This window comes from Sphingomonas sp. Xoc002, assembly GCF_050408055.1.
GTDB lineage: Bacteria > Pseudomonadota > Alphaproteobacteria > Sphingomonadales > Sphingomonadaceae > Sphingomonas > Sphingomonas yabuuchiae.
This window is the reverse complement of record NZ_CP191175.1, coordinates 2,869,823-2,881,893: the sequence shown is the minus strand read 5'-3', so window position 1 is coordinate 2,881,893 and position 12,071 is coordinate 2,869,823. Positions and strand designations below refer to the sequence as shown.

The following is a 12,071-nucleotide window of genomic DNA, read 5'->3' as shown; positions in this document are numbered from 1 at the left end:
TCGCGAATTACGCGACCGAGCCGACCACCGCATGGCTGGACGATTCGTCCGAGCGGATCGTGCCGCCGAACAGCATCTTTACCCGGCCCGACAGCGAGATGTCGGTTTCCCACAGCTCGGCCGAACTGATGTCGAAGCGCAGCAGCGTCAGGTTGGGGTCCGACTTTCCTTCCGGGAACCAGGCCTCGACCTGATTGCTCCACAGCTTGTCGATCTGCGCCGGATCATTGTCCTTCGACACATGGCCCGCCAGGCAGGCGAAGAAGTCGTGACCCTTGCCGACGAACTGCGCCATCGCCTCGCCACCGCCTGCGATCCGGTTGTCGCGACCGGCGAAGAAGAACAGCGTGTTCGGCTGATCGTCATCGATCTGTGCGGTCATCGGTTCGGAATGCTGACCATCGTTCAGGCCGATCATGACGAACGGGCTGCTCTTCAGCTTGTCGAGGAACTTGGCGGCGATTTCCTGGGGGCTGTCGTCGGCCATCGTGGCTCTCCTTTCAGGGGTTTGGCGGGAGAACGACGCGGGGGCGGGGATGGTTGCGGATGTACGAAATGCATCTGCGGGATTTGAGCGTGCAAAAGTTCGCTGACAAACTGAGTGAGAGTTGAAACAAGGACAGCGACGGCAATTCCGCCGTCACCCACAGAAAGGACCACGGATGTCCGTAGCCGATCTGTGCCTGATCCTGGGCGTCATCATCGCCTTCGCGACCTTGGTCGTGAAGATCGTTGAGGCTCGCAACAGGTAAGGTGCCCGGCGGGGCTCGGGCTGCAACCCGGGCCCCAAAGGCATTTGAGCCCCGGCCGCTGCAACAGCCGGGGCTCTACAGAAAGGCGGATGTCCTCGCCTGCGAGATATATACGCCAACGACGTCAAAATTTCAATTCTGATGGCAGTCGCGAAGCGCGCCTCGTCTCGTATCAAACGATACCCAATCCCCATATTTCCCGCTAAGCGCTGGTCCATCACAGCATAGCCATGCGACCCGCCAAGCGCTTAGCCGCACGCCGGGCCGCCCGACCGGACGAAGACCTATGACCTCTGCCGTTACCGCCGATGCGCGCAAGACCATGAAATTGCTGTATCGTGCGCCCGAACCCGATGTCCTGAAGCCGCTGCTCGACCGCGCCGCCGCGACGCCGGAGATGCGCGAGCGGATCATGGGCCATGCCTCGGGCCTGCTCGCCGACCTGCGTGCCGCGCAGAATCGCGGCTGGGTGAACCAGTTCCTCCAGGAATATCGCCTCAACTCGTCCGAGGGCGTCGCGCTGCTCAGCCTCGCCGAGGCGTTCCTGCGCGTGCCCGATCCCGAGACCGCCGACCTGTTGATCGCCGACAAGCTGGGCGAGGCGGACTGGCGTGCGCATACCGGGCGTTCGGCGTCGAAGCTGGTCAACTCCGCCACCTGGGGCCTGGTCGTCGGCCGCGCGCTGGTCGGTGAGGGCGAGGCGGGACCGCTGAAGCGTTTGCTGTCGCGCGCGGGCGAGCCGTTCGTGCGTCAGGCGGTCGGCGCCGCGATGCGGATGATGGGCGAGATCTTCGTGATGGGCCGCACCATCGAGGAAGCGATGCGCCGCATGAAGAAGCCCGAGAACAAGGGCTTCACTGCCAGCTTCGACATGCTGGGCGAGGCGGCGCGGACGCATGAGGATGCCGAGCGCTATTTCCAGGCCTATGTGAAGGCGATCGACGCGGTGGGGTCGGACCCGGCGGCGGGCCATTCGATCTCGGTCAAGCTGTCGGCGCTCCACCCGCGCTACGAACTGCCGCGCGCCTACGAGTGCGTGCCCGCGCTCACCGACATGCTGGCGCAGCTGGCGCGGCAGGCGGCGGACAAGGGCATTGCCCTCACCGTCGATGCCGAGGAGTCCGAGCGGCTGGAGATGAGCCTCGACATCATCGGCGGCGTCGCGGCGCTCCCGGCGCTGAAGGGCTGGGACGGCTTCGGCATGGCGGTGCAGGCCTATGGCAAGCGTGCGCGCGCGGTCATCGGCTGGGCCAACGGCCTCGATCGGGTCATGAACGTCCGGCTGGTCAAGGGCGCCTATTGGGACAGCGAGATCAAGCGCACCCAGGTCGAGGGGCTGGCCGACTATCCGCTCTTCACCCGCAAGGCGGCGACCGACGTGTCCTATCTGGCGGTCGCCAAGGACATGCTGGCGGCGGAGAATATCCGCCCCGCCTTTGCCAGCCACAATGCGCTGACCGTCGCGACCATCCTGGAATGGGCGGGCAATAGCCATGACTTCGAGTTCCAGCGGCTGCACGGCATGGGCGACGGCCTGTATGAGCGGCTGGTGCGCGAGCATGGTCACAAGTGCCGCATCTATGCGCCGGTCGGCGGGCATCGCGACCTGCTGGCCTATCTCGTCCGCCGCTTGCTGGAGAATGGCGCGAATTCCAGCTTCGTGCACCAGCTCGCCGATGCGCGACTGACCGAGGCGGAGATCCTCGCCGATCCGGTCGCCAAGATCGCGGCCGTCGGCGGCGCGCGTCACCCGAGCATCCCGCTGCCCATCGACCTGTTCGCGCCGGGCCATCGCAACTCGACCGGCATCGATCTGAGCGACATCGCAACGCTGGACGCCACGGTGAAGGCGGTCAACGCCCCCGCCGTGCAGCCGGTCGCCGCCACTGCCGATGTCGCATCGCTGGTGTCGCGCGCCCATGCGGCCTTCCCGGCCTGGAACGCGACGCCGCTCGATACCCGCGCGAGCGTGCTGGAGAAGCTGGCCGATCTGCTGGAGCAGGATCGCGAGCGGCTGATGGCGATCCTGGTGCAGGAGGCGTTCAAGACCATTCCCGACGCGATCGGCGAGGTTCGCGAGGCCGCCGATTTCTGCCGTTACTATGCACAGCAGGCTCGCGCACGGCTCGGCTCGGTCGAGCTGCCCGGGCCGACGGGCGAGCGCAACACGCTGCACCTGGAAGGACGCGGCGTCTGGGCGACGGTCGCGCCATGGAACTTCCCGCTGGCGATCTTCCTGGGCCAGACGGTTGCGGCGCTCGTCACCGGCAACACCGTCGTCGCCAAGCCCGCGCCCCAGACGCCCGCCATCGCACAGGCCGCCGTAGAGCTGGCCTACCGTGCGGGCGTGCCGCGCGATGCGCTGCTGCTCGCGGTCGGTGGGCCGGAGGTCGGCCAGAAGCTGACCGAGGATCACCGGATCGCGGGTGTGGCCTTCACCGGTTCGACCGCCACTGCCAAGCGGATCGCGCGCACCCTCGTGGCGGACGATGATCGCCCGATCGTGCCGCTGATCGCGGAGACCGGGGGCATCAACGCGATGATCGTCGACTCGACCGCGCTGCCCGAACAGGTGGTGGCGGACGTCATCACCTCGTCCTTCCGCTCGGCGGGGCAGCGTTGCTCGGCGCTGCGGCTGTTGCTGGTGCAGGCGGATGTCGCCGACAATGTCATCGCAATGCTCAAGGGCGCGATGGAGACGCTGGTGCTCGGTGCGACCGGCAATCCGGCGACCGATGTCGGCCCGGTGATCGACCAGGCCGCCTATGACAAGCTGATGGCGTACCGCGCGTCGATGGTGACGCAGACGATCAAGACGCTCGACGCACCTGCCGATGGCCTGTTCGTCCCGCCGACGCTGATCCGGCTCGACCGCGTGGAGGACCTGACCCAGGAATGGTTCGGCCCGATCCTGCACGTCGCCACCTGGGAAGCGGGCACGCTGTCCGAGACGATCGCGAAGGTGAACGCCAAGGGTTACGGCCTGACCATGGGCCTGCACAGCCGCATCGCGCGGGCGGGCGAGGTGATCGAGGCGGAAGCGGCGGTCGGCAACCTGTACATCAACCGCTCGATGATCGGCGCGGTCGTTGGCAGCCAGCCTTTCGGCGGCGAGGGCCTGTCGGGCACCGGGCCCAAGGCGGGCGGACCGCATTATCTGTACCGATTCTGCGCGGAGCGGGCGGTGTCGGTCGACACGACCTCGGCGGGCGGCAACGCCACGCTGTTGTCGCTGGACGAAGGCGGAATCTGACGGCTATCCTCCCCTCGTCTGTCGCGGGAGGGCGGGCGAGGGGGGAAGATGAATCCACGGATAAGCCGCGCCATTGCGGTGGCGATGATGCTGGCGGTCGGATGCTGGTCGGGTGGGGCATGGGCCGCCGATCCGGCGCCGGCGGCGAATATTGCCGAGGCGCCGTTGCGCGCCTTCGAACAGGGGCTGCACAAGCAGACGGGTGATGTCGTGATCGGCCCGGCCAAGGCGACGCTGCATCTGGGCGACCGTTATTATTTCCTGCCCGCCGAGGATGCCAAAAAGGTGCTGACCCAGATCTGGGGCAACCCGACAGACGCGGTCAGCGACGTGCTGGGCCTGGTCCTGCCGACCGGCACCACGGTATCGGACAATGTCTGGGGCGCGGTGGTGACCTATGACGACACCGGCTATGTCAGCGACAAGGACGCGCATGAGCAGGATTACGACGAGGTCCTGTCCAACATGCGCGACGCCGCGAACGAGGGGAACGAAGAGCGCAAGAAGCAAGGCTTCTCGGCAGTGGAGATCGTCGGCTGGGCGCAGCCGCCCTCTTACGATGCGGGCAGCCACTCGCTGGTCTGGGCACGGCAGCTGAAGTTTGAAGGCAGCAAGGGGCCGGACTCGCTCAATTACGACGTTCGCCTGCTGGGGCGTCGCGGGGTGCTGAGCCTCAATATGGTGTCCGACATGGGGCATCTGGACGAGGTCCGCGCGGCGGCCGCCGATTTTGGGCGTGCCGCCAGCTTCGATCGTGGCGAAACCTATGCCGATTATGATGCCGCGACCGACAAGACCGCCGAATATGGCTTGGCGGGCCTGGTCGCGGCGGGCGTCGGCGTGGCGGCGGCCAAGAAGCTGGGCCTGCTCGCCATTATCCTGGGTTTCGGCAAGAAGTTCCTGGTGCTGATCGTGGCTGGCGGCATGGCGGTGATGCGCTGGGGTAGAAAGCTGTTCGGGCGCAAGGAAGCGGAAGCCGATACCGAAGCCGCGCCCGCTGACGATGCGGTCGAACCCGATCATCTTGCCGAACCTGCACCGGACGTGTCCGCCGAGCTCAAGCCCGCCGGGGATCATCCCCCGGCGGTGTGATGCACCTCCACCGGCTGGACCTGCGGATAGGGCATGACCAGGGTGCCGTCGGGCGCGGCGGTGTAGGTCGTCTGGGTCGGGTAGGGGATCACGATCCCCTCTGTCGCGAACCGCTTCATCAGCGTCACCAGCACCCGGTTGCGCAGGTCGTGCGCGGTGGCCCAGTCGTCGCCAGGAACGTCGAATTGTAGCGCGAAGTCCAGGCTGGACGCGCCGAAGCTCTCGAACCCGGCCCGTGCCACCTTGCCGCCTTCGCCCTCGACGATCTCGGTCAACAGGGCGGGAATGCGCGCCAGGGTTTCGGGCGGGGTTTCGTACGCGACGCCGATCATGAACGACAGGCGGACATGCTGGCGCACCGTCTGGTTCTGGATTTCCTTGTCCAGCAGGTTGCGGTTCGAGATGATGCGCAACTCACCGGTAAAGGCGCGGATACGCGTGGATTTCAGGCCGATCGCCTCGATCACGCCGCTGGTATTGTCATAGGCGATCTTGTCGCCGCGCCGGAACGGCCGGTCGAAGATGATGGCGAGCGCGGCGAAGAGGTCGCCGAAAATCCCCTGCGCGGCCAGACCGATGGCGATGCCGCCGACGCCCAGACCCGCCACCAGGCCGGTGACGTTGACGCCCAGATTGTCGAGCACCACGACCAGCGCGATGGCGAACAGCACCGCCGTCACCAGCAACCGGATCAGCCCCATGGCCGACAGCAGCGCCTCGCCCGAATAATGTTCGGACTGGGTGCGATGCTCGATCGTGCCGAGGATCAATTCTCGCGCCCAGATCGCGGCCTGGAACACGCTGGCGATGGTGAACAGGAAGCTAATCGTCCGGGCGACTTCGCCCGGCGCACCCGCATAGCCCGCGACGAGTTGCGCGGCGAGCGTGACGATGAAGAACATGTTGGTCCGTGCGATGGCATGGCCCAGGATCACGCCCCATCCGCCCGCGAAACCCGGACGGCTGCACAAGCGGTCGCCGAGCTTGCGGACCCAGAGCAGCGCCAGCACGATGACCGCGCCGAAACCGATCGCGATCAGGACCTTCAGCCAGTAATGCTGTACCCACCAGGAGGTGGCGTCGATGATGCTGCCGACCTGATCGGGGATGCGGGAGCCGTCGAAGATCGGCGCCTTGGGCGAGGATTTCGCCATGGGGACTCCTTGAAAAATCGGGGGCGGTCAGGCCGCCTTGCTGGCCGGGGTTCCGGCCTCCAGAAATGCGATCAGGCCGCACTCGATGCGGGACAGTCCGGCGCGCGCGCGCGGCAGGCGCAGGGTCTTGCGAAACGCCGCCTGGCCCTCTTTGACGAGCGCGATCAGCGAGGGGTGGACATAGGATTTGCGTGCGATGGCGGGCGTGTTGCCCAGCTTTTCGACGACCGGCTCCAGCATCGCCTTCAGGCTGAGATCCGCCTCGGCCAGCGCCAGTGCCTCGAACGCGGCGACGCTGGCCGCCCAGGTGCGGAAATGCTTGGCGGTGAAGTCGCAGCCCGTGGCTTCGCGGATATAGGTGTTGACGTCGGAGGAGGTGACCGGATTGGCCTCGCCCTCGTCGTCGACCCAGGCGAAGAGATGCTGCTCGTCCAGATCCTGGCATCGCTTCACGAAGCTGGCGAGCGAACGGTCGGTCAGCGTCATGTCGCGCATCTTGCCCGACTTGCCCCGATAGCGCAGCCGCAGGGTCGTGCCCTTCACCTGGCCGTGCCGCTTGCGCAGGGTCGTCGCGCCGAAACTCTTGTTGGTCGCGGCATAGGCTTCGTTGCCGACGCGGATATGGCCGTTGTCGAGCAGCCGCACGACGGCGGCAACCGCGCGCTCCTTGCACAGGCCGCGTTTCTTCAGGTCCGCCTCGACCCGCTTGCGCAAGGTGGGGAGCGCATGGCCGAACGCGGCGCAGCGTTCATATTTGGCCGCTTCCTGCGCTTCGCGAAAATCGGCGTGATAGCGATATTGCTTGCGCCCTTTCTCGTCCCAGCCGACCGCCTGGATATGGCCGTTGGCGCGCGGGCAGAACCAGGCGTCCCTATATGCGGGGGGCAGGCCGATACGGTTCAGCCGGTCGATCTCGTCCGCGTCGGTGATCCGCTCGCCCCTGGCGGTCCAATAGGCCCATTTGCCGCGAACCTTGGTCCGGGTGATGCCGGGTTTGCTGTCATCGCAATAGACTAGACGGGTGGCCATCGCTCTCTCTCGGGTCATCTCTGCAAATGCGCCGCCGGTCGCTTCGTTCCGGAACGGCCGATGCGGTCGCGGGTTCTGGTGCTGGCTCCCCCAAGCCATTTCCCCGACAGGAGTTTTTCATCATGGCCGATCTTTCCCAGGCACGCGTCCTGATGCTCGCCGCCGACGGTTTCGAGACCGTCGAGCTGTTCAAGCCCCGCCAGGCGCTGGAGGAAGCGGGCGCGAAGGTGACGCTCGCCTCGCTCAAGTCCGACCCGATCCAGGGCATGGAAGGCGACATCAACAAGGCGGAGACCGCGACGCCGGACCTGACCGTCGATGAGGTCGACACCGACGATTACGATGCGCTGGTCATCCCGGGCGGCACGTGCAACCCAGACAAGCTGCGTCTCAACGAGCGTGCGGTCGAGATCGTCACCGAGTTCATGGAAGACGACAAGATCGTCGCCGCCATCTGCCATGGCCCCTGGCTGCTCGCCGAGGCAGACGTGATCGACGGTCGCCGCCTGACCAGCTACCCCTCGATCCGCACCGACCTTTCCAATGCGGGCGCGGACGTGGTGGACGAGGAAGTCGTGGTCGACGGCAACCTGATCACCAGCCGCAAGCCCGACGACATCCCCGCCTTCAACCAGGCGATCCTAACCGCGCTGGAGGAAGAACTGGCCGACGAGGACGAGACCGAAGAGGCGTAATCCCAATCCTCCCAAGCGATGCTTGGGGAGGGGGACCATCGCGTCAGCGATGGTGGAGGGGCAAGACGGACCGGCCATGCCCCTCCACCACGCCCTGCGAGCGCGGTCCCCCTCCCCGAGCAAGCTCAGGGAGGACTTGGTTTCGTATCCCTTCCCGGGACGATCACGGGCGTCGCATCCTGTTCCCATGCGTGGCAGGATGCGGCGCCCGTTCGCTTTTTCAGGATGATCCCATGCGTCTGGTTCCGCTCCTAATCCTCGGTATGACGTCGGCGGTCGCGCTCGCACAAGGAAGCGCGCAGCCCTTCATGGTCGGCGGGCGCGGCTTCGCCACGTTGCAGGCGGCGGTCACCGCGATCGGCGATGGCGAGGGCACGATCCGCATCGCGCCGGGCACCTACCGCGAATGCGCGATCCAGGGGGCGGGGCGGATCAGCTATGTCGCGACCGAGCCGGGCAAGGTCATCTTCACCCGCATCGCCTGCGAGGGGAAGGCGGCGCTGGTCCTGCGCGGGCGGGGCGCTTCGGTCCAGGGTATCGTCTTCAGCCATATCGAGGTCGGCGACGGCAATGGCGCGGGCATCCGCATCGAAAAGGGGCCGCTGTCCGTCAGCAACGCGATGTTCCTCGACAGCCAGTCGGGGATCCTGTCGGCCGAGGACCCCAATGGCACCGTCACCGTCGACCATTCGACGTTTTCCGGACTGGGCAACGACCCGACCGGCAACGGCGCGCACGGCATCTATATGGGCCGCTACAAGTCCTTACGCGTCACCGCCTGCCGCTTCGAGAATGGGCAGGGGGGCCATTACGTCAAGACCCGCGCGCCTTATGTCGAGGTGCTCGACAGCAGCTTCGACGACAGCAAGGGCCACTCGACCAACTATATGATCGACCTGTCCAACGGCGCGAAGGGACGGATCGCGGGGAACGAGTTCGTCTTCGGCCGCGACAAGGACAATCACTCGACGCTGATCACCGTCGCACCGGAGGGGGCCAAGAACGACTCGTCGGGTCTGGTGATCGAGAACAACCGCGCCCGTCTGGCCCCCGGCGTCGATTTCAAGCCGGTCTTCGTCGGCAACTGGTCGGGCGAGCCGCTGGTGATCCGGGGCAATATCCTGGGCGCCGGGATCACGCCGACCGCTCGGCGGTACTAGGGTGGATCGACATCACATAGCGCCAACGTGAGCCCCTCCCCTTCAGGGGAGGGGTTGGGGTGGGGCCTCTCCACGAACGCCGCGCTTGCGGAAGCGCCCCACCCCCGGCCCCTCCCCTGAAGGGGAGGGGGGCATTTCAGGTCATCGCAGTCCAGGGCGGATCGACATTCGAATACGCCCCTTTCCGCGCCCCCGCCCCGGGGAGGGGATAGGCGATGATGACCATCGACCCGCCCGGTCTCCATGCGGGCCTGTCGCAGACACGTCGCCACAGGCCCGACAGGGTCAAATCAGCAAGTGGATATCGTCGAACAACAGGGTCGGAAGGCCGTCAAATTCGCCCCCCACGACATTCGGAATATAATAGGAGACGCGGTCGATCTTGCCCATTTCCGCAAGCGAGACATGCTGTTGGTCCGAGATGGTGGTCGCATCGAGATTGACCGTCTTGGTGCCCACCAGTCTGCCGTCGCGATATCCCTGGAATACGACAACTGCCGTGACGGGCGAGGAATTTCCGGTTGCGACCGTCATGTCGGTCAGCACGAAGTCGGCGCCCGTGCTCGAGAAGAATCCGAGGCCCCATGGGTCGGCTTGCCAGTGCCCGTTGCCGTTTTCGCTGCCGAACATCATCTGGTCGCCGTCATATGTGGTGCCGAACGACAGGATGTCGAGAGTCGGATTCTTGTCGAAGGTGTAGACGGTTTCGCGGACCTGACTGGTCTTGCCGACATTGATGTCCATGGTGAGATAGGCGAAGTCGGTCTTCCCCATCTTGTCGCTGATCTTGTACGGAATATTCTCGGTCAGGACCGTGCCGCCGGCCGTGGCGGTCTTGACGCCTTCATTCAGCGCATAAGTAAAGCTGCCATCGGCCTTGATTCGGAATGTGCCATATTTTCCCGCTACTTCAGTTGTCCCGGAGTTGGTCAGGCTGACGCGGCTGCCGCCGAAGAAGCGGAGCGCTTTTTCACCATTATCACCTTCGCGATCATTATTCAGGATGTTGCCCGCCATGACCTCGGTCGACGAAAACCTGTAATAATCATCCTTTGCGAACAAGCCGTAGCCGTACAGATTGTCGTGAACCAAGTTTGCCTCCCCTGTTAACCATCATGACGATACGGTCATTTCCGGGCCGGTCAATCGGCAAGGGGAATAGAGTTCGGCTTGAACGCCATGGATTGATCCGGAAAATGGAAATTCGCCCCAAGGGCAAGGCGGACATGAAGGCATGTCCACATCAATCATATCGGATATGGATGCATCCCCGGTCCGGTACTCGGCGAAACTGGGGGGCGATCTGGCTTCGTCTGTTTCTCTTCTCGGGAAAGACCGGATTATGCTGCCGATGAAAGTCGGCCAGGCATGGCGCGACCGGGCACCTGTTTCAGGCGCGCCTCGCGGGACTTGCGGGTCAGATAGGTATCCAGCCCGATCTGCGCTGCGATCAACTGATAGAGGAAGGGATTATATGCGATCCCGACAAAGGCCGCGCCGAGCAGATAGATCATATGCCCGTGCTGGAGCGCGCCCGCCAGCTGGCCGCCCCAGTGCAGCGGGTCGTCGGCGCTGCGATGACGCCGACGCAGCGCCTCCATCCGCAACAGCCCCGCGATGTTGATCCCCAGCCACAGGAACAACCCCGGCCAGCCCTGTTCGCCCAGCATCTCGAAATAGCTGGAGTGATAGGCGCGGGCGCGGTCGGTCGTGACCTTTTGCTGGACCTTGCTGTCATGCGCCGATCCCTCGACCACGGTCAGGTCGTAGCGGAAGCTGTTCTGGAGATAGGCGTCGAACCCGCCGCCGAACGGATTGGACGCGGCATAGTCGAGGGTCCATTTCCACACCGCCAGCCGGGTCGAGGCGGACTCGTCCCCCTGATAGCTGCGGATCGTGTTCATCCGCTCGGTATAGGAAGAGGGGAGCAGCGGCACGACCGCCATGCCCGCCACTGCCAGCATGCCGATATAGAGCAGCCGCCGCTTCACATCGCGCAGCATCAGGATGGCGAGCAGCCCGATACAGAGCAGCCCCGTCCGCGCCGAGGTGCCGACCGGGATCAGCAGGCAGGCGAAGATCAGCCCGATCCCGAACGCCCGCACCCGCAGGTCGGGCGGATAGACGGTTCCGTATCGCATGAACCACAGGATGATCGGGATGACCGCGATCGCGGCGGTCGAGATGATGCTGCCCTCGTACAGCCCGGCATTGTTGCTGACCATCAGGTTCAGCTCGCCATAGCCGCCGCCGGAAAACAGCGTCTTGATGCCCCCGACGATCACGATCGACGCGACCGACAACATCATGAACAGCAGCAGCGCCTCGATCCGGAGCCGGGTGCGCAGGGTCAGCGGCAGGAAGACGGCAAAGGCCAGCGCCTTCCACACCCAGTCCCATTTCTCCTTCGCCTCGGTGGGGAAGTCGGCGCCGAAAAAGGTGGTGAGGGCGCAATAGGCCAGCAGCAGCAGGATCGCGCCCTGCCGCACGGTGAACCGGCTGTCGCGCTTGTCGTCGAAAATAGCCCAGCCGCCCACCGCCGCGATCACCGCCATCAACGAGATGGGCACGGTGTTGAGCAGATAATAGGTCAGCCGCTGCGGCGAGACGATGTCGATATAGATATAGGCCAGCACCATCAGGAATGGTCGCCGCAGCCCCAGCGCAAAGAGGCTGAACAGAAATCCGATCAGGAACAGATCACGCATCGTCGAAACGCCGCTTTGCGTCGGGGTCGAGACGCCGCTTCGTGCCAGGCTTCGAGACGGCCGGGCGGGCATCGCCTTCCTGGTCCAGGTCGCGCCGTCCGACCAGCCGCCATGCCGCGATCAGCATCAGGCCATGGGTCAGGAGAAGGGCAAAGCTGTCGATCATCGCCCGTTTCCTCAAACCCTTAACGCCGCTTCCGGGACCTGCTTATAAACCGGCGGTTGACG

The 12,071-nt window shown here is 65.1% G+C and carries 10 protein-coding genes; 4 read left to right on the top strand and 6 right to left on the bottom strand.

Translation table 11 applies throughout. The features are described 5' to 3' along the window. Window positions 1-7 precede the first annotated feature (7 nt). Window positions 8-487: a pyridoxamine 5'-phosphate oxidase family protein gene (locus ACQR50_RS13065; protein ID WP_428968644.1), complete on the bottom strand. Its 480-nt coding sequence runs from the start codon at window positions 485-487 to the stop codon at window positions 8-10. A gap of 551 nt (window positions 488-1,038) precedes the next feature. Between ACQR50_RS13065 and ACQR50_RS13060 the strand changes: the two genes are divergently transcribed. Then, entirely contained in the window at window positions 1,039-4,005 is a 2,967-nt protein-coding gene (locus ACQR50_RS13060; RefSeq protein WP_428968643.1) for an L-glutamate gamma-semialdehyde dehydrogenase, read from the top strand. A gap of 48 nt (window positions 4,006-4,053) precedes the next feature. Further along, window positions 4,054-5,097 carry a DUF2167 domain-containing protein gene (locus ACQR50_RS13055; protein ID WP_428968642.1) on the top strand — a complete coding sequence of 348 codons (1,044 nt, stop codon included), beginning with the start codon at window positions 4,054-4,056 and terminating at the stop codon, window positions 5,095-5,097. Here ACQR50_RS13055 and ACQR50_RS13050 read toward each other — a convergent pair. After that, on the bottom strand, window positions 5,079-6,251 hold the full coding sequence (locus ACQR50_RS13050; protein WP_428968641.1) for a mechanosensitive ion channel family protein: 1,173 nt from the start codon (window positions 6,249-6,251) through the stop codon (window positions 5,079-5,081). The two genes, ACQR50_RS13055 and ACQR50_RS13050, sit on opposite strands and share 19 nt — an antisense overlap. A 27-nt stretch (window positions 6,252-6,278) precedes the next feature. Beyond that, window positions 6,279-7,280 (bottom strand): DNA topoisomerase IB, encoded by a 1,002-nt coding sequence (locus ACQR50_RS13045; RefSeq protein ID WP_322540013.1) that lies wholly within the window; start codon window positions 7,278-7,280, stop codon window positions 6,279-6,281. 122 nt (window positions 7,281-7,402) lie between these two features. On the opposite strand from ACQR50_RS13045, the gene ACQR50_RS13040 reads away from it, so the two are divergent. Together ACQR50_RS13040 and ACQR50_RS13035 are read left to right on the top strand one after the other, a co-directional pair. Beyond that, entirely contained in the window at window positions 7,403-7,975 is a 573-nt protein-coding gene (locus ACQR50_RS13040; RefSeq protein ID WP_056434627.1) for a type 1 glutamine amidotransferase domain-containing protein, read from the top strand. Window positions 7,976-8,208: 233 nt separating this feature from the next. Further along, a complete protein-coding gene (locus ACQR50_RS13035) occupies window positions 8,209-9,135 on the top strand; it encodes a right-handed parallel beta-helix repeat-containing protein (protein ID WP_428968640.1) in 927 nt (308 codons plus the stop codon). Window positions 9,136-9,420: 285 nt separating this feature from the next. On the opposite strand, the gene ACQR50_RS13030 is transcribed toward ACQR50_RS13035, so the two are convergent. The 3 genes from ACQR50_RS13030 to ACQR50_RS13020 all read right to left on the bottom strand — a co-directional run bounded on the left by ACQR50_RS13030 (window position 9,421) and on the right by ACQR50_RS13020 (window position 12,009). Beyond that, window positions 9,421-10,227, bottom strand: a complete 807-nt coding sequence (locus ACQR50_RS13030) for a VCBS domain-containing protein (RefSeq protein WP_428968639.1) — start codon at window positions 10,225-10,227, stop codon at window positions 9,421-9,423. Between the two features lie 248 nt (window positions 10,228-10,475). Continuing rightward, complete coding sequence (locus tag ACQR50_RS13025; RefSeq protein ID WP_428968638.1) at window positions 10,476-11,843, bottom strand: putative O-glycosylation ligase, exosortase A system-associated; 1,368 nt, start codon at window positions 11,841-11,843, stop codon at window positions 10,476-10,478. After that, a complete protein-coding gene (locus tag ACQR50_RS13020; protein ID WP_428968637.1) occupies window positions 11,836-12,009 on the bottom strand; it encodes a hypothetical protein in 174 nt (57 codons plus the stop codon). The genes ACQR50_RS13025 and ACQR50_RS13020 overlap by 8 nt, the downstream gene beginning before the upstream one ends. Between the last annotated feature and the right edge of the window lie 62 nt (window positions 12,010-12,071).